The following is a 19,476-nucleotide window of genomic DNA, read 5'->3' on the forward strand; positions in this document are numbered from 1 at the left end:
GATCTGTTCCCCCGGCCGGTCAGGACGACCCGGTCAGGACAGTGCCCCCGCCCGCCAGAGCCGGGCACACGCCTCGAGGTCCTCGGCGGTCCCGATCATCGATGCGGCGGTCGTCACGTCGCCGTCGTCGAGGTGGGCCCGCCCGGTGGCGACGACGCGGCAAAAGGCTGCGGCCCGCTCGAGCGCGACGGCGAGGTCGCCGTCGAAGACGCCACCGAGGATCCGGTCGGAGAGCGCGCGGACCTCGACGGCACCAGGTGGGTCGACGACGCCGGCGATGGCATGGCTCACCTCGGCGACCGCGAGCCCGGCGGCGTACTCACGCGCGGCGACCTCGGGACGGCGCTGGATCCAGGCCCGCAGGACGTAGACGCGCCACAGGGCTCCGGGCAGGCTGCGCGCCGGGCGGTCGGCCCACAGCTGGGCGAGGGTGTCGATGCCGAGGTCCTCGACGAGCCGCACCAGCCGGGCCGTCGTCTCCGGCGAGGAGGTGCTCCGGCCGGCGTCGACGACGGTCTGGGCGGCCGCGTGTGCGGCCGCGGCGGTCTCGGCGGGGTCGGGGAGGGTGCCGCCGTGCGCCTCCATGGCATCCGGCCCGAAGTGGAGCGGACGTCGCGGCCGACCGGGGTCGCCCACCGGTCAGTCCTTGCTGCGCATGAGCAGCGCCCGCACGAGCGTCACGGCCTCGGACTGGGACAGCTCGGTGCGCGAGGTCTCCCAGGAGGCGTGCAGCAGGCGGCGCATCTCGGAGTTGGCCCACAGGTGCTTGCCGCCCAGGTTGTCCGCGGCGTCCTTGAGGGCGGCCGTGACATCGCCGTCGGGTGCCATCTCGGCGATGCCCCAGTCGTCGGCGGTCACGGCGTCCAGCGTGCGGCCGCCGAGCCCGAAGGCGAGCGCCCGCTGCTGCCCGATGGCGCGCGGCAGGAGCCAGGCCAGCCCCGGGTCGGGGGCGCCCGTGCCGCCCTTCGGCGCGACGCAGAAGCTGGCGTCGTCGGCGCAGAAGGCGAGGTCACCGGCGAGGACGAGCCCGAGACCGGACCCCATGGCCCGCCCGTGGACGCCGACGAGGACGAGCTTGGTCGAGGAGTTGAGCAGCGCGAAGAGCTCCTCGAGCGCGGCGGCCAGCTCGAAGACCGCGGTCGTCGGGTCGTCGGCAGCCTCGGCATCGCGCGTGTCCGAGCCGAGGCAGAAGTCCTTGCCGTTGGCGGTCAGCGTGATGATGTCGACATAGGGGTCCGAGAGGGCGCGCTCGATCTGCTTGCGCAGTGTCCGCGCCATCTCGAGGTCGAGCGCGTTGCCGGCCTCGGGACGGTCGAGGACGATCTGGGCCAGCCGGTCTGATGCTTCGTACGTGACTCCCACACCACGCACCTTAGCCACCGCCGCTCACTTCTTCGATGTCGTCGGCTGGAGGTCGTGCTCGGGCTCGATGTCGCTCTCGGGCACGAGGTCGTGCTCCTCGAGGGCGACCCGCAGCTGCTCGGCCGAGTTGATGTTGAGCGGGCTGCTCGTCCAGGCCGGGATCGGCAGGTTGAGGAAGCGCTCCTCCTTGACCGCGGGCAGGTCCTTGGTCGCCGGGTTGCTCTTGAGCACCTTGACCTTGTCCTCGAAGGTCTGCCCGTCGTAGTCGACGAAGGCGAAGAAGTCCGGGTCGGAGGAGACCAGCTGCTCCCACGACACCTCGGTCCAGGTGTCCTTGACATCGGCCGTCGCGTTCTTGGCACCGGCCGCCTCGATGATGGCCTGCGGGCCACCGAAGGAGCCGGAGGTGAAGATCTGCTTGGTGCCGGAGTCGAAGAGGAAGACCGTCGGGGCCTCGTTGGGCTGCGGCGCGGCCTGCAGGGCCTTGAGCCGCGCCTCGATGTCGGCGTTGACCTCCTTCGCCTCCTCCTCGCGACCGGTGATCTTGCCGAGGTTGTCGATGTCGGCCGACAGCGCCTCCCACGGGGGCATCGTGCCCCGCTTGCCGTCGGCCTGACGGCAGCTCTCGGACAGGACGTATCCGGCGATGTCTCGGTCCGCCAAGAGGTCGGGGGTGAGCTTCTTCTCCTCTGAGTAGCCGTAGTTCCAGCCGGCGAGCATGACGTCAGGCTTCTGCGCGATGACGTTTTCCATCGTCGGGTAGTCCGTGGTCGCCACGGGCAGGGCATCGACGACGTCCGTGCCGTAGGCCGTTGAGAGCGCCTCCTTGGTGTCGCTCAGACCGCTGACGCCGGCCACCTGGTCCTGCGCATCGAGCGAGAGCACCATGGACAGCAGGTTGCCGTCGCCGCCGACGTACATCCGCTCCGCGGGCGAAGGGAAGGTCACGTCGGTGCCGCAGTTGGAAATCGTCACCTCCCCCCCGGCGGAGGTGGTGTCGGTGCCTGCGTCGTCGCCGCAGGCGGCCAGCAGTCCGACGGTGAGGGCGAGTGCTCCGCTGACGCGGGCTGCGCGAAGGGGGGTCATGAGGCTGCCTTCCGGTGGCTGGCGGCCGGCGGGGCGCCGGCTCCGAGGACGAGGTGCACCCGGCCGGTCGCCGGGTCCACGAGGTGCTGGGCGTCGACGTCGAAGACGTGACGCACGGTCTGGGGGGTGAGGACGGCGGCGGGAGGACCGACGCTGTGGAGCCCGCCGTCGTGGAGCACGGCGACCTCGTCGAAGTGGGCGGCGGCCAGCTGCAGGTCGTGCACGGCCGCGACCACGGTCCGGCCCAGCGCCCGGACGGTCTCCAGGAGCTGGATCTGGTGGTGCACGTCGAGGTGGTTGGTCGGCTCGTCGAGGACGAGCAGGTCGGTGCCCTGGGCGATGCCGCGGGCGAGCATCGCGCGACGGCGTTCGCCACCGGAGAGGTGCTGGCAGGGGTGGTCGACCTTGTCCGCCAGGCCGACGGCGTCGAGTGCGTCGAGGACGAGGCGGCGCTCCCCCTTCGCGTCGACGGCCCACGGGGGGCGGTGCGGGATGCGGCCCATGGCGACCATCTCGCCGACGAGGAGGTCCTCCGGCGGGGCGTCCTCCTGGCCGACGTGGGCCACCCGGGTGGCGCGCTGCCGCGCCGGCAGCGTCGTCAGGTCGGCGCCGTCGACGTGGACGCTTCCGGCTACGGGCCGGCGCAGGCCGACGAGCGCGCGGATGAGCGTGGACTTGCCGCTGCCGTTGCGCCCGACGACGGCGAGCATGGAGCCGCGGGGCACGGTCAGGTCGACGCCGGAGACGATGGTGCGGCCGTCGATCGCCGCGGCGAGGCCGCGGCAGGTGAGGTGGCTCATTCGCCACCTCCCGAGTAGGTGTAGTGCCGTCTGCCGAGCAGCAGCAGGAAGATCGGGGCGCCGACGAGGCCGGTGACGACGCTCAGCGGGATCTCCTGCGGCCGCACGACGACCCGGGCCGCGACGTCGACCCAGAGCATGAAGAGGGCCCCGCCCACGGCGGCGATCGGCAGGACGTGACGGTGCAGGGCGCCGACGACGATGCGGGCCAGGTGGGGGACGACCAGCCCGACGAAGCCGATGCCGCCGGAGACGGCGACGAGCACGCCGACGAGGACCGAGGTGAGGACGAAGAGCCCGATCCGCAGGCCGCGGACGGGCACGCCGAGCCCGGCAGCGACGTCGGCCCCAGCGGCGAGCGCGTCGAGCCACGAGTGCAGCGCCAGCAGGATCGCGATGGCCAGCACCACGACGATCACCGACGGGAGGATCTGCTGCCACACCGACCCCGAGAGGCTGCCGAGCAGCCAGAAGAGCACCGACTGGGTGGCTCGCGGGTCGGCGCTGAAGAAGACGAGGAAGCTCGAGACGGAGCTGAAGGCGGCGGACATGACCACGCCGGTGAGGATGAGCCGGAGGGGGGTGATGCCGCCCTGCCACATCGAGATCCCGAAGACGAGGGCGGTCGCGAGGAGCGCGCCGCCGAGCGCCCCGAAGGACAGCGCCCAGATGCCCAGGCCGCTGAAGGCGCCGATGACGATGACGAAGGTGGCGCCCACGCCCGCGCCGGCCGAGACACCGAGGAGGTAGGGGTCGGCGAGCGGGTTGCGCACGAGCGTCTGCATGCACGCCCCGGCCATCGCCAGCCCCGCGCCGACGACGACGGCCATGATGACGCGGGGGGCGCGCAGCTCCCAGACGATCGTGTCGTAGGTGGGGTCGGCCCCCTTCGACCCGGACAGGCGGGCCCGCAGCACGTCGACGACACCGGAGACCGAGAGCGGTTCGGAGCCGAAGGCGAGCGAGGCGACGGCGCTGACGGCGGTCGCCAGCAGCAGGGCGACGAAGAGGGGCGTGACGGGCAGTCGACGCCCGCCGGGACGGTCGTGGGACACGCGGCTCCAGGTGCCTCGGGGGCCCAATCGCGAGACCCGTGCGGATGCAGCGAGCCAGCAGGTTTTCGGACTCGGGGTCGACCCGGCGGGGTTCCTTCCCAGGCCTCACCGCCCAGTGGCTTGCACCCCGCCAGTCACCCTCACCGCTGCGCGACAGCTCCGGAGTCTCACCGGATTCCCTTGCACTGGTGTGCGTCTGGCTCGGGGCCAGCCTAGGCCACTGGGCAGGCGCGCTTCCTGCGGGCCTGCCCCCTTCGCCTCCTAGACTCAGTGCACCGGACCGACGAAGGGGGACGACCGATGCGGGCACGTCGTGGTGTGGGGGTGCTGACGGCACTCGCCCTGACGGTGAGCGGGTGCACTCTCGTCGGCGGTGAGGACCCGCCGGAGACCAGCGGGTCGACGTCGGCCCCGGTGAGCACGCCGCGGGAGACGACGGTCGAGACCTTCGACCCGCCGCTGGGGGGCCGCGACTGGGTGGTCGTCGTCGAGGACCCGGCCGACACCCAGGACGTCGCTGATGCCCTGAAGGCCGACGGTCTCGACCTCACCTCGATCAACACGGGCATCGGCATGGTGACCCTGCGCAGCACCGCTCGCGACGTCGCGGAGCGGGCGAAGGGAGTCGACGGCGTGAGCGCCGCCGTCACCGACCGCAGCACCAACTGGCACCCGCCCCACGTGCCCCTGCCGAGCGACGGCGACCTGACACCGGCCACCGACATCCCCGCACCCCCGGACGCCCCCGAGGGCGGCGACCCCTTCGACGGGTGGCTGTGGGGCCTGGAGGAGATCGACGCCGCCGGCGCCCACGAGGTGACGACCGGCCGACGCGAGGTGCGGGTCGGGGTCATCGACACTGGCGTCGACAGCAGCCACCCCGACCTGGCCCCCGTGCTCGACACCGGCCTCTCACGATCCTTCGTCTCGGACCTGCCGGAGATCGACGGCTCGTGCGAGGTCGACAGCTGCGTCGACCCGGTCGGCGTCGACGACGGCGGTCACGGCACGCACGTCGCCGGCACGATCGCCGCCGCGGCCAACGACCTCGGCGTCACCGGCGTGGCGCCGGGCATCACCCTCGTCGACCTGCGGGCCGGGCAGGACTCCGGCACCTTCTTCCTCGGGCCGACGGTCAATGCGCTCACCTACGCCGCCGACCAGCAGCTCGACGTCGTCAACATGAGCTACTACGTCGACCCCTGGCTCGTCGCCTGCCCCGGCGGGGCGAAGGGGGACAGCCCCGAACAGGCCGACTTCCAGGACGTCGCCCTCGAGCTGATGCACCGCGCCTACGACCTCACCCACGAGGCCGGCGTGACGATCGTGACCTCCGCGGGCAACGAGGGCGCCGACGTCGGCTCGCGCGGCCCCGACGAGACGAGCCCCAACTACGGCGACGACGCCCACGCGCGCACCGTCGACCCGCAGGAGTGCGAGCGCATGCCGCTCGACGGCGAGCACGTCATCGGTGTTGCGTCGATCGACGAGGGCGCGGTCCGGTCGACCTTTTCCAACTGGACCTCCGACCCCGACGACGGGCGCATCGACGTCGCGGCCCCCGGCGGTCAGGAGCCCGACGGTCGCGGCGGCATCCTCTCCGCCCTCCCCCGCGACCTCGCCCGGACCGAGGGGTCCGTCGACGACGAGGGCCGGGTCACCGAGAGCGGCAACGAGCAGGTCGTGCGCAGCTGCCCCGACGGCATCGGCGAGACCGACCCCGACCCCGACCGGCGCTGCGGCCTCTACACCTGGCTCCAGGGCACGTCGATGGCCTCGCCGCACGTCACGGGCACGGCGGCGCTGATCATCAGCGCGCACGGCGAGCGCATGTCGCCCGACGACGTCGCCGCCCGACTGCTCGAGACGGCCGTCGACCAGCCGTGTCCCGCGGACGAGGGCAGCGTGACGTGCGCGGGCACGACCCAGCGCAACGGGATCTTCGGCGAGGGCGTCGTCGACGCGGGCGCAGCGGTGCGCTGACCGGCTCCGACGTCACCTGACACCACACAGTGGGCCCCGTGGGATTCGAACCCACAACCTACGGATTAAAAGTCCGCAGCTCTGACCGTTGAGCTAGAGGCCCGGCCGCCACAGCGTAGTGCGCAGCAGGGCTTTGCCCACCAACGTGATCTGGGGCACAGTGTGCAAGATGCGCCGCGGAGACCCCGCGGGCCGTCTCGAGAGGACACGATGAGCAGCCAGGCCCCCACCCCCCGCAGAGTCGCCGTCGTCGGCGCCGGCATGGTCGGTCTGTCGACCGCATGGTTCCTGCAGGAGCACGGCATCGAGGTCGACGTCTACGACCGCGACGGCGTCGCCGCCGGCTCGTCGTGGGGCAATGCCGGCTGGATCACCCCGGGCATCTCGACCCCGCTGCCCGACCCGGCGGTCCTCTCCTACGGGATCAAGGCGGTCATCTCGCCCGCGTCACCGGTCTACGTCCCCGTGACGACCGACCCGCGGCTGCTGAAGTTCCTCGCGACCTTCACCCGCAACAGCACGATGCGGCGCTGGTCGCGCTCGATGCGCTCGCTCGTGCCGATCAACGGGCACGCCCTGCCCGCCTTCGACGACCTCGCCGCCGGCGGCGTGGGCGCCACTGCCCTCGAGGCCACCTCCTTCATCGCCGGCTACCGCACGCGCAGCGAGACGGAGTTCCTGCTCACCGAGCTCGAGCACATCGCCGCCTCCGGGCAGGACGTCGGCTTCGAGGAGCTGACGGGCGACGAGGTCCGCTCCGCGGAGCCGACCTTCTCCGACCAGATCGGGGCGGGCATCCGCCTGCTCGGCCAGCGCTACGTCAACCCCGGCGAGTACGTCGACGCCCTCGCCGCCTCGGTGCGGGCCCGCGGCGGGACGATCCACGAGGGCACCCGGGTCACCGGCATCACCGACGAGACGAAGGGGGTGCGCCTCGCCCTCGACCAGGCCGGCACGCAGGCCGTCGACGCCGTCGTCGTCGCGACGGGTACCTGGCTCGACGAGCTCGCCCGCCCCTTCGGCGTGCGCGAGCACGTCCAGGCCGGCCGCGGCTACAGCTTCTCGGTGCCGATCGAGCACACCCCGCGCGGGCCGGTCTACCTGCCGGCGCAGCGCATCGCCTGCACACCGCTCGGTGACCGGCTGCGGGTCGCCGGGATGATGGAGTTCCGCGCGCCCGACGCCGCGCTCGACCCGCGCCGGATCACCGCGATCGTCGACGCCGCCCGGCCCTTCCTCACCGGCGTCGACCTCGACGACCGCCAGGACGAGTGGGTCGGCTCGCGCCCCTGCACCTCCGACGGCCTGCCCCTCATCGGCCGCACGAGCTCGCCGCGCGTGCTCGTCGCCGGCGGCCACGGGATGTGGGGCATGACCCTCGGCCCGGCCACCGGCCGGCTGCTCGCGCAGACCATCGCGACGGGCCGACCGGCCCCCGAGCTCACCCCCTTCGACCCGCTGCGCTGACCCGACCGGCTGGGACCTCCACGCCGAGACGGGGTGAGCCTTCCCACCCCCTCTCGATGTGACGGGCCGTTACCTCTTCGTTACGGTCGAAGGGATGTCCTCCCCCGTCAGTTCACTCCTCACCAGCCGCGACAACTCGCTCAACGCCGTCCGCCTCGGGCTTGCCGCGGCGGTGATCCTCGCCCACTCGTGGCCGCTCGGTGGCTACGGGGCGAGCGCCATGGAGCGCTTCGGCACGATCGGGGTCAACGGATTCTTCGCCCTATCCGGCTTGCTCATCGCGGGCAGCCGGCTGCGCAACGGCTTCGGCACGTACATCTGGCGGCGGGCCAAGCGGATCTTCCCGGGCTTCTGGGCCTGCCTGGCCGTCACGGGCTTCGTGCTGGCGCCGCTCGGCGGGGTCATCGGCGGCCACGGGTGGAACCCCGCCGACTCGCTCGCCTACGTCCTCGACAACGCGGCTCTCGTCATGACCACCCCCGCGATCGGCGGGACGCTCGCCGGCGCGCCCAACCCGGGCATGTGGAATGGCTCGCTGTGGACGCTCATGTACGAGTTCGCGGCCTACCTGCTGTGCGGCGCCGCCCTGGGCATCGTGTGGGTGCGACGCCACCTCGTCGCCTCCGCCGCAGTCGCCGCGGTCGCCCTGCCCCTGCTCAGCTGGTGGGTCGGTGAGCTCTCCGGCGCCGCGCACATGATCACGAGCGCCCTGCGCCTCTTCACCTTCTTCGCCGTCGGCGTCCTCGCCTACGCGCTGCGTGACTGGCTCCGCACGACGACCCCCCTCGCGGCCCTGTCCGTCGTCGCCGTCGCGGGGCTGACCGTCGCGAGCGAGTCGGCGCTCAACCTGCTCGGTGCGGTGCCGCTCACCTACGCGCTGCTGCACGTCGGTGGCACCTGGCGCACCTCGATCGCCGCCCGCGAGGACCACTCCTACGGGCTCTACGTCTACGGCTGGCCCGTCCAGCAGGTGCTCGGCATGCTCGGCCTCGGCGCGATCGTGCCCGCGCCCGTCTTCGCGCTCGTCTCCTTCGCCTGCGTGCTGCCGCTGGCGGTGCTGTCGTGGCGACTCGTGGAGCGCCCCGCGATGCGCGTGTCGCTGCCCTCGCTGCCGACCCGACCCACGGGCGACCTCCACGTGGCCGACCAGCCCCGGCGGCACGTCGAGCGGGCAGAGGTCCGGCTGCCGCTCAGCACGCCCCGCTGACGCCCAGCGCACCCCCTCCGGCGCTCAGGCGTCGCCCGGCACCGGGTACCAGCGCAGCCTCTCGAGGGTGATCGTGCTGGCGCCGGACCCGTCCCACGTCGGCGCGAGCCCCTCGTCCTCGAGCGCCGCGACGACCCGTCGACCGACCGCCTCGTCCTCGGCGTACTTGTCGGCAGCGGACGTCGCCGTGTAGCGCGCCGCGGCATACCGCAGGTGCAGGGTGCCGGGTCCGTCGACGACGCGCTCGACGTCCTGGGCGTGGAAGAAGACGTAGCCCTCCGCCCCGACGTCCCCGGCCTCCTCCGTCGCGAGCTCGTGACCCTCGTCGTTGTCGTACCCGAGGGCCTCCACCGCGAGCACCCCCTCGGCATTGAGCGCGACGAAGGCCCGCCGCACCGCGCCGGAGTCGTCGTCATCGCGGTGCTCCTGCGCCAGCTGGACGCGCCGGTCCCACTCCTCGCGCAGGATCTCGCGGGCGCGCTCGAGCGGCAGCCCCTCGGCGGCCGCGTCGGTCGCGAGGTCGTCGTGCTGCACCATCGGCATCCGCGTCGTCGCAAAGGTGACCCGGGCCGAGCCACGCAGCGCGGACTCGTGCTCGGCGAGCTCGTCCGGCGAGAGCTCGACGGCCGGCTCCTGCGCTACCTGCCGCGCGGGGGCGGTCGGGTCCTGGCGCTTGCGGAGGCGGTCGAAGAGTCCCATGCGGGCACGCTAGCGCCGGGCCGTCTCCGTCAGGCGATGAGCACGCTCACCGAGTGGATCGCCAGGCCGGCGAGGGCGCCGACGACGGTGCCGTTGATCCGGATGAACTGCAGGTCGCGGCCGACGAAGAGCTCGATCCGCTCACTCGCCTCGTCGGCGTCCCAGCGCTCGACGGTCACCGAGATGACTTCGGCGAGCTCGTCGCCGTAGGTGTTGACGAAGAAGGCGACGACCTCGCCCAGGTGGGTCTCGAGGCGCTGCTGCCACGCCGCGTCGTGCGCGAGGTGGTCGCCCAGGTGCGTGAGCAGCTCGTCGCCGCGGCGCCAGAAGTAGGACTCCCGGTCGGCCATCGCCCCGAGGAGCGAGGTGCGCAGCGACTGCCACACGGCGACGGCGCTCGTGGGCACCTGCGGGTGCGCGAGCAGACGCTCCTTGAGCGACTCCGCGCTCGCCATGACCTCGGGGTCGTGCTGCAGGTCTGCCGCCAGGCGCCGCAGCAGGTCGTCGAGGGCCGCCCGTGCCGGGTGGCGGGCATCGGAGCGCATCTCGCGGAGCCAGGTGACCGCCTGCCGGTAGGTCCAGTCGATGACCTTGTCGTCGACCCACTCAGGCGTCCACCACGGCGCCTTGTCACCGACGACCTGCTTGAAGAGCTCCGGGTTGTCCCGCAACCACCGGGTGATCTCGTCGATGCCGAGGTCGACGAGACCGGTGTGGCTGCCGCCGTCGACGACGCCCTCGAGGAGCGACCCGGCGATCGGGCTGATCGGCTCCTGCGCCAGGCGCGGCAGGAGGAGCTGCTCGAGGAAGTCGTGCACGTCCTCGTCGGCCACCCGCTCGAGGGCGCGGGTCCCACCGCGGGCGACCTCGGTGAGCACCCGCTGCCGCTGGTCGGCGCCACCGAGCCAGGTACCGAGGCGCTGGGCGACGTGCGCGGAGGCCAGCCGGTCACGCGCGATCTCCTCGGTGAGGAAGTTGTCGGCGACGAACTCCTGCAGGCTGCGTCCGAGCTCGTCCTTGCGCTTCTTGACGAGCGCCGTGTGCGGCACGGGCAGGCCGAGCGGGTGACGGAAGAGCGCCGTGACGGCGAACCAGTCCGCGAGGGCTCCTACCATCGCCGCCTCGGCGGCGGTGTTGACGAAGCCCCACACGCCGCCGTGGTCGAGACGCAGGGTGATGACGTAGACGAGCGCCGCGAGGACGAGCAGCCCCGTGGCCACGGTGCGCATGCGGCGCAGACCGGCCCGGCGGCGCTCGTCGGCGGGGGACTCCTGCAGGAAGCTCACCCTGCGATCCTGCCCCATCTCCCTCCCTACACTGGTCACCGTGGAGTTCCTCAACGGCCTGGTGCCCCAGTTCGACCTGACCTACGACGACGTCTTCATGGTGCCGAGGCGCAGCGAGGTCGCGAGTCGGCACGAGGTCGACCTCACCACCCAGGACGGCACCGGCACGACGATCCCGCTCGTCGTCGCCAACATGACGGCGATCGCGGGTCGCCGGATGGCCGAGACGACGGCCCGACGCGGTGGTCTGACGGTCATCCCGCAGGACATCCCCGTGCAGGTCGTCGCCGAGGTCATCTCGTGGGTCAAGGCCCGCGACCTCGTCCACGACACCGCGATCACGCTCGAGCCGAGCACGACCGCCGGCGAGGCGCTCGCCCTCATCAGCAAGCGGGCCCACGGCGCGGGTGTCGTCGTGCGCGACGGCCGCCCCGTCGGGGTGGTCACCGAGCGCGACCTCGACCGGGTCGACCGCTTCACGCAGGTCCTGGACGTCATGTCAGCCGACCCGATGACCCTGTCGGCCGGGGCCGACCCCCGCGCGGCCTTCGAGGAGCTGCACCGCGCCCGCCGCCGGGTCGCGCCCGTCGTCGACGCCGACGGCCGGCTCGTGGGCATCCAGACGACGAAGGGGGCGGTGCGCGCCAGCATGTACACCCCCGCCGTCGACGCACAGGGCCGTCTGCGGATCGCCGCGGCCGTGGGGATCAACGGCGACGTGGGCGGCAAGGCCGCCGCGCTGCTCGAGGCCGGCGCCGACGTGCTCGTCGTCGACACCGCGCACGGCCACCAGCGCAAGATGCTCGACGCCCTCGCGGCCGTCCGCGCCCTCGACCCGCACGTGCCCGTCGTCGCGGGCAACATCGTCTCCGCCGAGGGCACCCGCGAGCTCATCGAGGCGGGCGCCGACATCGTCAAGGTCGGGGTGGGCCCCGGCGCGATGTGCACGACCCGGATGATGACGGCCGTCGGTCGGCCGCAGTTCTCCGCGGTGCTCGAGTGTGCCGCGGCCGCCCGCGAGATGGGCAAGCACGTGTGGGCCGACGGCGGGGTCCGTCACCCGCGCGACGTCGCCCTCGCCCTCGCCGCCGGTGCGAGCAATGTGATGATCGGCTCCTGGTTCGCCGGCACGCTCGAGTCGCCCGGTGACCTCGTCGTCGACGCGGACGGACGCCGCTACAAGGAGTCCTTCGGCATGGCGTCGGCACGGGCGGTGCAGCACCGCACGGCGGCGGACTCCCCCTTCGACCGGGCTCGCAAGTCCCTCTTCGAGGAGGGCATCTCCAACTCGCGGATGTACGTCGACCCGCAGGGGCCGGGCGTCGAGGACGTCATCGACGAGATCGTCGGCGGCGTGCGCAGCTCGTGCACCTACGCGGGCGCGACGACGCTCGAGGAGTTCCACGAGCGGGCACTCGTCGGGCTCCAGTCGACGGCCGGCTTCGCCGAGGGCCGACCGCTGCACACCTCCTGGTGACGTCGTGAGGTCCCTCGACCCGCTGGAGACCCCGGTCGACCCGGTGGCGGCGCTGCGTCGCGTCGCCTTCCTCCTCGAGCGGTCCCGGCAGCACAGCCGGCGGGTCGAGGCCTTCCGGGGCGCCGTCGCGACCCTGCGCGAGCTGGACGAAGGGGAGGTCCGCGAGCGGGTCGAGGCGGGCACCGTCACCGAGCTCGCCGGCATCGGCAGGTCCACGGCCGGGGTCATCGAGCAGGCCGTGCGCGGCGAGCTGCCCGACTACCTCGCCACCCAGCAGGAACAGCACGGCGGCCCGCTCGTCGAGGGCGGCACCGCCTACACCGAGGCGATCATCGGCGACTGCCACCTGCACTCGGACTGGTCCGACGGAGGCAGCCCGATCGACGAGATGGTCCTCACGGCGGTCGAGCTCGGGCAGGAGTGGATGGTCCTCACCGACCACTCGCCCCGCCTGCGGATCGCCAACGGGCTCTCCGCGCAGCGACTCGCGCAGCAGCTCGACCTCCTCGCACGGATCGACGCCTCGCTCGGCGACGCCTTCACCGTGATGTCCGGCATCGAGGTCGACATCCTCGACGACGGCGGTCTCGACCAGACGCCGGAGATGCTCGCGCGGCTCGACCTCGTCACGGCGTCGGTGCACTCGAAGCTCAAGATGGCGCGGGGCCCGATGACCGCCCGCATGGTCGCGGCCGTCGCCAACCCGCGCGTCAACGTCCTGGGCCACTGCACGGGTCGTCTCGTCACCGGCTCGCGCGGCACGCGCCCGCAGAGCGACTTCGACGCGCGCGCGGTCTTCGAGGCCTGCGCCGAGCACGACGTGGCGGTGGAGATCAACTCCCGCCCCGAGCGGTGCGACCCGCCCGACGAGCTCGTCGAGCTGGCTCTGGAGATCGGCTGCCTCTTCGCCGTCGACTCCGACGCGCACGCGCCCGGCCAGCTGGAGATGAAGGCCTACGGCGCCGAGCGCGCGGAGCGGCTCGGGGTGCCGCTCGAGCGGATCATCACGACCTGGGAGGCCGAGCGGGTGCGGGAGTGGGCCGCCCCGCGCTGAGCCTCACTCGTAGAGCTGGGGGGCCTGCTCGCGCAGCTCGCGCGACAGCGGCGCGGCGAGCGTGCGGACAAAGGTCGACGACAGGTGCGAGGCGTCGCGGTAGACGATGACGTTGCCGACGACCGCCGGGCAGGTGTCCTTCGGGCAGTAGTACTCCGACAGGTCGACGTAGCCGATCCCGTCGGTGCCCTCCAGGCCGACGAAGGGGGACGTCGCCGCCAGTCCGTAGTTCTTGCTGCCGACCCGCGGGGTGTCGCAGTCGCTCGGGTCGTCGGTGCGGCTGAGGCACTCGGACAGCGGCTTGCGGATGCGGGGGCTGTCGCGCATCGTCAGCACGGGGATGTCGCGCTCCTCGAGCTCGGCCCACTTGTCGAGGAAGCCGCGCGAGGTGCTCTCCGGCGCACCGAGGCTGGTCGTGCCGATGGTGACGACGAGGTCGGGGTCGAGGTCGTCGAGGACGTCGACGATCTCCTTGTTCCAGGCGACGCACGAGCTGCGCGGGGTGATGTCGCGCGGTCGCGGGTACTGGCCGTGGTTGCTCGTCAGCTGGCAGCCGCCCTTGTCGGCGACGAGGATGCGCCAGCCGTGCTGACGACCGAGCTCCTCGAAGGCGGGCACCCACTGGCCGGCGTGCGAGCCGCCAGCGACGACGACGACGGGCATCTCCTCCCAGCCGGGCGAGCCCTCGGGGTGATCGGGGTCGTCGCAGATCAGCGGCTTCTCCGTGCCGGGCCCGTCGGCCTGCTGGCGGCAGGGCTTGTCGTAGTAGTCGGGCTGGTCCTTCTCGAGCACGCCGAGCTCGGGGATGAGCTCGGCGTCGGGCGCGGCGTCCACCCAGCTGTCCGGGTCGAGGTCGCGGGCGCCGGGGTTGTCGAGCACGAGCGGCTTGTCGGCGGAGCCGAGCACCTTGTCCTCCGCGGCGACGCGCGTGAGCGACTCCTGACGCGCCAGCTCGTCCTGCTCATGGCGGGTGATCGCCTGGGCGCCGAGTGCGGTGGGTGCCGCGACGAGCACGACGAGCGCGGCTCCGAGCGCCATGGCCGGGCCGGGCCGGGAGCCGAGGCGGGCGGTGACCGGGCGCTCGACGAGGCGCAGCGTGAGCTGGGCGAGCGTGATGGCGAGCGCGAGGATGCCGACGGCCTCGAGGAGGCCGACCCGCTCGTGTCCGCTGTGGCTGATCCACAGCACGAGGATCGGCCAGTGCCACAGGTAGAAGGCGTACGAGATGTCGCCGACCCAGGCGAAGGGCCGCAGCTGCAGCACCCGCGTCACGCCCCACCGGGCGTCGTGCTCGGACCACATGACGAGCGCAAAGCCGAGGACGGGCCACAGGGCCCACGGGCCGGGGAAGAGCTGGCCGCCGTCGAGGAAGAAGCCGCAGGTGATGATGAGCAGCAGGCCGATCCAGCCGGTGACCGGGCGGATCGCGCGCGGGAGCACCTCGGCGCCGAGCAGGGCGATGAGCGCACCGAAGGCGAGCTGCCACAGGCGCGTGCCGGTGTTGAGGTAGGCGTTGGCCTGCTGGGCGTGGTGCATGTAGACGGCGAAGGGGAAGGAGGCCGCCATGACGAGGACGGAGACGACGATCATCGCGGTCCGGGCGCGCATGCCGAGGCGGCGCGCCACGACGACGGCGACGATCGTCAGCACGGGCCACAGCAGGTAGAACTGCCCCTGCACGGAGAGCGACCAGATGTGCTGGAAGACGCTCGTGTCCGCTCCGGCGGCCTCGTAGGCCAGCTGGCTCTTGATGAGCTCCCAGTTCTCCACGTAGAGCACCGAGGCGGCGGCCTCGCGCAGCAGCGCGTTCCAGCGGCTCTCGGGCAGCACGAGCAGTCCGGCGACGGTCGTGACGGCCACGACGGTGACCATGGCCGGCAGCAGGCGTCGGGCCAGCCGGCCGATGTAGGGACCGACGCGGATCCGCCCGGTCGTCGCGGCCTCGCGCAGGAGCATGCCGGTGAAGAGGAAGCCGGAGACGACGAGGAAGACGTCGAGACCGCCGGAGACGCGGCCGTGCCCGAAGACGTGGAAGAGCGCGACGAGCAGGATCGCCAGGCCGCGCAGGCCGTGCAGCTCGGGCCGGAAGCGCCGCTCGGGCAGCCCCTCGGTCAACCGTCCGGACGAGCCGGGCGCCGTGTCTGTCTCCACCATGGGTCCTTCGTGTGCTGGTCAGGGGGCCACCCCTCAGGGTAACTGCGGGGTGCAGGCATTCCGCTGCGGACGGACCGTCGGCACCCGGTCCTGCAGGGACCGACGCGCTCGTTTTGGCGATCGGCGATGTGTCTCGTATGCTTCTCGAGTCCTCGACGGATTCGGGTGCTGCCTGCTGCGTAGCGAGGGGGTTCTCGGAGACGGGTCCCCATCGTCTAGCGGCCTAGGACCCCGCCCTTTCACGGCGGTAGCACGGGTTCGAATCCCGTTGGGGATACGCACAGCAGTATCGTGCACGTGCCTTGCACACCAAGGCCCTGTAGCGCAGTTGGTTAGCGCGCCGCCCTGTCACGGCGGAGGTCGCGGGTTCGAGTCCCGTCAGGGTCGCTCGCTGGTCCGGTTCGGACCGGCTCGGCCAGGTAGCTCAGTTGGTACGAGCGTCCGACTGAAAATCGGAAGGTCGGCGGTTCGACCCCGCCCCTGGCCACCGGAGCCAAGACGAAGGGCGCCACCCCCACCGGGGTGGCGCCCTTCGTCGTCCCTGCCCGGGGTTACGGGATGTCGTCCACGGTGATCTGGCCCGCCTGCCGCTGCGTCAGCTCCTCGGCCGCGAGCGCGCGGTAGAGCATGGGCGTCAGCGAGCGGATGTAGCTGGCCGTGATGTGGCTGCCCTGGCGGTAGACGAGGGTGCCGCCGACGACGGCCGGGCACGTGTCGCGCCCGGGCGGGCAGATCCACTCGTTGAGGTCGACGAAGGGGAGGTCCTCCGCCTTCGCGACGGCCCGCAGCGCCGATGTGCCGTTGCCCGCACGTCCCGTGCCCGCTGCGGGGAAGTCGCACTGCGCGAAGTCCTCACGGTGCTCCTCGACGCAGGCGTAGACCTCGTCCTTGGGTCGCGGGGTGTCGGCGAGCACGACGACCTCGGTGCCCTGCGAGCGCAGGTCACCGATGGCCTCTGCCATGCCCTCGCGGAGCTTGGGCGAGTCGGTCGTGCTCTGCGAGACGATCGCGATGTCGGGGGCGCCCTCGGACTCCATGTGCCCCACGACGTTGCGGCTGTAGGTCGAGCACTCGGCCTTGTTGGCGCCGGCGTAGGTGAAGGGGCAGGCCGCCTTGAGGTAGAGCTCCAGGCGCCAGCCCTCGCTGTCGGCGATGGACTCGACCGCGGGGAACCACTGCCCCATCTTGGAGTCACCGAGGATGGCGATGCTCGTGTCGCCGTCCTGCGCGCCGTAGACGCACGAGGGGTCGACGTCGACGGTGCCGTTGGTCATCTGGCAGCCGTCCTCGTAGTACGAGGGGTTGTCTTCGGTGGCGACAGCGGGGTCGGGCACGACGTCGCCGGAGGTCGGCAGCTGCGCGACCGCCTCGTCGTCCACGCTCCAGTCCTCGCTCGCGGCGTCGGCGACGAGGGTCGTCGCCCCCTCGACCTGCGCGTCGGGGTCGAGCTTGGGCACCGAGGCCCAGACCGCCGTGCCGACGAGGGTCGTCACCACCATCGACGCGAGGCCGAAGAGCAGCCCCCGCGAGGCCTTGGCGCTCAGGCCGGGGTGAAACCGGATCGGGTCCTCGACGAGGTGCTTGGTCAGCCAGGCGAGGACGACCGAGAGGACGCCGAGCAGGGCCAGGTGGCGCAGCCGCACGTCGGGGTAGGCCTGCTGGGCCAGCGTGATGAGGGGCCAGTGCCACAGGTAGATCGCGTACGACAGGCCGCCGATCCAGACCATCGGCTTCAGGCTGAGCAGCCGGGCGGCCACGGTGCGCTGCGTCGAGCAGCCGGCCGCGATGATGAGTGCCGCCCCGACGGTGGGCACCAGGGCCCACGAGCCGGGCCAGGCGACCTTTTCGTCGAGCATGAAGGCCCCACCCAGCACGAGCACCAGCCCGATGCCCGACAGCACCTCGGCGGCGATCCGCGGCAGGGCGGTCAGCCGCAGCACGAGGAAGGCGAGCAGGGCCCCGATCGCCAGCTCCCAGACGCGGGTCGTCGTATAGAAGTAGGCCGTCGCCGGGCTCGCCGCCGTGTGGACCACCGAGTAGGTGAGGGAGGCGAGCGCGATGACGGACAGGACGCCGAAGAGCAGCGGCTTGGCGCGCACCGACAGGCGTCGGGCGAGCACGAGCCCGACGATGATGACGAGCGGCCAGACGACGTAGAACTGCTCCTCGACCGACAGCGACCAGTAGTGCTGCAGCGCCGACGGTGCGTCGTCCTCGGCGAGGTAGTCGACCGACCGCAGGGCGAGCGCCCAGTTGATGACGTAGAAGGTCGCCGCGATGACGTCGACGCCGAGGTTGGCCCGGTCGCCACCGGAGAGGACGAACCACCCGGCGATCGCCGTGAAGACGAGGACGACCGAGGCGGCCGGCAGCAGCCGTCGAGCCCGGCGGGCGTAGAAGTCCGCGATCGAGATGCGCCCGGACCGCACCGTCTCGCGCAGCAGCAGCGAGGTGATGAGGAAGCCGGAGATGACGAAGAAGATGTCGACGCCGACGAAGCCGCCGGGCAGGAAGGGCATGCCGACGTGGTAGAGGAGCACGGTGCCGACGGCGATGGCCCGCAGGCCCTCGATGTCACCGCGGAGGTTCTTGCCCCCCTTCGCCCCGTGGTGCGCCTCGGCGGCGCTCTCCCTGGCCTCGGCGCTCAGACGTGTGTCCCCCGAGCTTGCGGTCACGCCTCGCCTCGACGAGCGGCACCCACGGCCGCGGCGAGCACCTTGGCGATGCGCTCACCGGCGTGGCCGTCCCACAGGGGCGGCGTGTCCCAGGTCTCGAGCGGGCCGGTGGCGAGGACCTCGCGGACCCGCTCGGAGAGCGTCTCGCGCGTGACGAGCTGGTTGGTGCCGTGGGTGATGGTCACCGGGCGCTCGGTGTTGGGGCGCAGGGTGAGGCACGGGACCCCGAGGATCGTCGTCTCCTCCTGGACGCCACCGGAGTCGGTGACGACCGCGGCGGCGCCGCGGACGAGGCCCATGAACTCGATGTAGCCGAGCGGGTCGATGACGCGCATGCCCGGGTGGTCGAGGAAGCCGGCCTCCTCCAGCCGGGCCCGGCCGCGCGGGTGCAGCGGGATGACGACCTGGGCCTGGTCGGCGACGGCGTGCATGGCGGCGACGAGCGCCTTGACGTCCTCCGGGTCGTCGACGTTGCCCGGCCGGTGCAGCGTCGCGACGATGTAGTCACCCTCGATGCCGACCTCGCCGCGCACGGCCTCGGGGTCGAAGCGTTCCTTGTTCTTGAGCAGCGTGTCGATCATCGGGTTGCCGACGAAGTGGATCTTGTCCGGGTCGGTGCCCTCGTTGCCGAGGTGACCGATCGCGTCCGTGCTCGTCGTGAGCAGCAGGTCGGAGAGCTTGTCGGTGACGAGCCGGTTGATCTCCTCCGGCATCGTCATGTCGAAGGAGCGCAGGCCGGCCTCGACGTGGGCGAAGGTGATGCCCATCTTCGAGGCGACGAGCGCAGCGGCGACCGTGGAGTTGACGTCGCCGTAGACGACGACGAGATCGGGGCGGCGCTCGGTGAAGAGCTCCTCGAGCGCCTCCATGACCTTGGCCGTCTGCGCCCCGTGGGCACCCGAGCCGACACCGAGGTTGACGTCCGGCTTCGGGATGCCGAGCTGCCGGAAGAAGATGTCGGACATCTTGTCGTCGTAGTGCTGACCGGTGTGGACGAGCAGCTGCTCGACGTCGTACGCGCCGAGCCCCTCGAGGACGGGCGCCGCCTTGGGGAAGTTGGGGCGAGCACCGGTCACGTGCAGAACAAGAGGCGCCACGGGTCGTTCTCCTTGGATGGGTCGGGGACGGTCGAGACTCTCGGGCCGCAGACAGTCTCGCACGGCGCTCCTGC

15 protein-coding genes, 4 tRNA genes and 1 riboswitch are annotated in these 19,476 nt (G+C 72.2%); of the genes, 8 read left to right on the forward strand and 11 right to left on the reverse strand.

Going from position 1 to position 19,476, the window contains the following annotated elements; translation table 11 throughout:
- Nucleotides 1–33: 33 nt before the first annotated feature.
- Genes CWN80_RS11285 through CWN80_RS11305 form a run of 5 tightly spaced genes read right to left on the reverse strand, consistent with a single transcriptional unit; the run spans nucleotide 34 to nucleotide 4,303 of the window.
- Complete coding sequence (locus CWN80_RS11285) at nucleotides 34–636, reverse strand: hypothetical protein (RefSeq protein ID WP_007927300.1); 603 nt, start codon at nucleotides 634–636, stop codon at nucleotides 34–36.
- 3 nt (nucleotides 637–639) lie between these two features.
- Nucleotides 640–1,362: an enoyl-CoA hydratase/isomerase family protein gene (locus tag CWN80_RS11290; RefSeq protein WP_007927301.1), complete on the reverse strand. Its 723-nt coding sequence runs from the start codon at nucleotides 1,360–1,362 to the stop codon at nucleotides 640–642.
- A 24-nt stretch (nucleotides 1,363–1,386) separates the two neighbouring features.
- Complete coding sequence (locus CWN80_RS11295) at nucleotides 1,387–2,448, reverse strand: ABC transporter substrate-binding protein (RefSeq protein WP_007927303.1); 1,062 nt, start codon at nucleotides 2,446–2,448, stop codon at nucleotides 1,387–1,389.
- On the reverse strand, nucleotides 2,445–3,248 hold the full coding sequence (locus tag CWN80_RS11300) for an ABC transporter ATP-binding protein (RefSeq protein WP_007927306.1): 804 nt from the start codon (nucleotides 3,246–3,248) through the stop codon (nucleotides 2,445–2,447). Before CWN80_RS11300 ends, CWN80_RS11295 begins: the two co-directional genes overlap by 4 nt.
- Entirely contained in the window at nucleotides 3,245–4,303 is a 1,059-nt protein-coding gene (locus CWN80_RS11305) for a FecCD family ABC transporter permease (RefSeq protein ID WP_238148209.1), read from the reverse strand. Before CWN80_RS11305 ends, CWN80_RS11300 begins: the two co-directional genes overlap by 4 nt.
- 39 nt (nucleotides 4,304–4,342) lie before the next feature.
- Nucleotides 4,343–4,519: riboswitch (cobalamin riboswitch) on the reverse strand.
- A 108-nt stretch (nucleotides 4,520–4,627) separates the two neighbouring features.
- Here CWN80_RS11305 and CWN80_RS11310 point away from each other — a divergent pair.
- Nucleotides 4,628–6,286 carry a S8 family peptidase gene (locus CWN80_RS11310; protein WP_157986931.1) on the forward strand — a complete coding sequence of 553 codons (1,659 nt, stop codon included), beginning with the start codon at nucleotides 4,628–4,630 and terminating at the stop codon, nucleotides 6,284–6,286.
- Between the two features lie 30 nt (nucleotides 6,287–6,316).
- Here the strand turns inward: CWN80_RS11310 and CWN80_RS11315 are convergent.
- Nucleotides 6,317–6,389: transfer RNA gene (locus tag CWN80_RS11315), tRNA-Lys, on the reverse strand.
- A gap of 107 nt (nucleotides 6,390–6,496) precedes the next feature.
- On the opposite strand from CWN80_RS11315, the gene CWN80_RS11320 reads away from it, so the two are divergent.
- The gene (locus CWN80_RS11320; RefSeq protein ID WP_007927312.1) at nucleotides 6,497–7,753 is read left to right on the forward strand and encodes an NAD(P)/FAD-dependent oxidoreductase; all 1,257 of its coding nucleotides are present in this window, start codon (nucleotides 6,497–6,499) and stop codon (nucleotides 7,751–7,753) included.
- A 94-nt stretch (nucleotides 7,754–7,847) separates the two neighbouring features.
- The gene (locus CWN80_RS11325) at nucleotides 7,848–8,960 is read left to right on the forward strand and encodes an acyltransferase family protein (RefSeq protein ID WP_128277299.1); all 1,113 of its coding nucleotides are present in this window, start codon (nucleotides 7,848–7,850) and stop codon (nucleotides 8,958–8,960) included.
- 24 nt (nucleotides 8,961–8,984) lie between these two features.
- On the opposite strand, the gene CWN80_RS11330 is transcribed toward CWN80_RS11325, so the two are convergent.
- A complete protein-coding gene (locus CWN80_RS11330) occupies nucleotides 8,985–9,659 on the reverse strand; it encodes a DUF6891 domain-containing protein (RefSeq protein ID WP_128277300.1) in 675 nt (224 codons plus the stop codon).
- 29 nt (nucleotides 9,660–9,688) lie between these two features.
- Nucleotides 9,689–10,945, reverse strand: coding sequence for a DUF445 domain-containing protein (locus CWN80_RS11335; RefSeq protein WP_007927317.1), 1,257 nt, complete (start codon nucleotides 10,943–10,945; stop codon nucleotides 9,689–9,691).
- Between the two features lie 40 nt (nucleotides 10,946–10,985).
- On the opposite strand from CWN80_RS11335, the gene CWN80_RS11340 reads away from it, so the two are divergent.
- Nucleotides 10,986–12,422, forward strand: a complete 1,437-nt coding sequence (locus CWN80_RS11340) for a GuaB1 family IMP dehydrogenase-related protein (RefSeq protein ID WP_007927319.1) — start codon at nucleotides 10,986–10,988, stop codon at nucleotides 12,420–12,422.
- Between the two features lie 4 nt (nucleotides 12,423–12,426).
- A complete protein-coding gene (locus CWN80_RS11345; protein ID WP_007927322.1) occupies nucleotides 12,427–13,476 on the forward strand; it encodes a PHP domain-containing protein in 1,050 nt (349 codons plus the stop codon).
- Nucleotides 13,477–13,479: 3 nt separating this feature from the next.
- Here the strand turns inward: CWN80_RS11345 and CWN80_RS11350 are convergent, their stop codons facing one another.
- Complete coding sequence (locus CWN80_RS11350; RefSeq protein ID WP_128277301.1) at nucleotides 13,480–15,630, reverse strand: acyltransferase family protein; 2,151 nt, start codon at nucleotides 15,628–15,630, stop codon at nucleotides 13,480–13,482.
- A 204-nt stretch (nucleotides 15,631–15,834) separates the two neighbouring features.
- Between CWN80_RS11350 and CWN80_RS11355 the strand changes: the two genes are divergently transcribed.
- The 3 genes from CWN80_RS11355 to CWN80_RS11365 all read left to right on the forward strand — a co-directional run bounded on the left by CWN80_RS11355 (nucleotide 15,835) and on the right by CWN80_RS11365 (nucleotide 16,117).
- Nucleotides 15,835–15,907, forward strand: a tRNA-Glu gene (locus CWN80_RS11355).
- 36 nt (nucleotides 15,908–15,943) lie between these two features.
- Nucleotides 15,944–16,017, forward strand: a tRNA-Asp gene (locus tag CWN80_RS11360).
- Nucleotides 16,018–16,043: 26 nt separating this feature from the next.
- Nucleotides 16,044–16,117, forward strand: a tRNA-Phe gene (locus CWN80_RS11365).
- Nucleotides 16,118–16,181: 64 nt separating this feature from the next.
- Here CWN80_RS11365 and CWN80_RS11370 read toward each other — a convergent pair.
- Nucleotides 16,182–18,305 (reverse strand): acyltransferase family protein, encoded by a 2,124-nt coding sequence (locus CWN80_RS11370; RefSeq protein WP_128277302.1) that lies wholly within the window; start codon nucleotides 18,303–18,305, stop codon nucleotides 16,182–16,184.
- On the reverse strand, nucleotides 18,302–19,402 hold the full coding sequence (gene wecB, locus CWN80_RS11375; RefSeq protein ID WP_128277303.1) for a non-hydrolyzing UDP-N-acetylglucosamine 2-epimerase: 1,101 nt from the start codon (nucleotides 19,400–19,402) through the stop codon (nucleotides 18,302–18,304). The genes CWN80_RS11370 and wecB overlap by 4 nt, the downstream gene beginning before the upstream one ends.
- Nucleotides 19,403–19,476 lie beyond the last annotated feature (74 nt).

This window comes from Janibacter hoylei PVAS-1, assembly GCF_004025845.1.
In the GTDB taxonomy this organism is placed as follows: Bacteria; Actinomycetota; Actinomycetes; order Actinomycetales; family Dermatophilaceae; genus Janibacter; species Janibacter hoylei.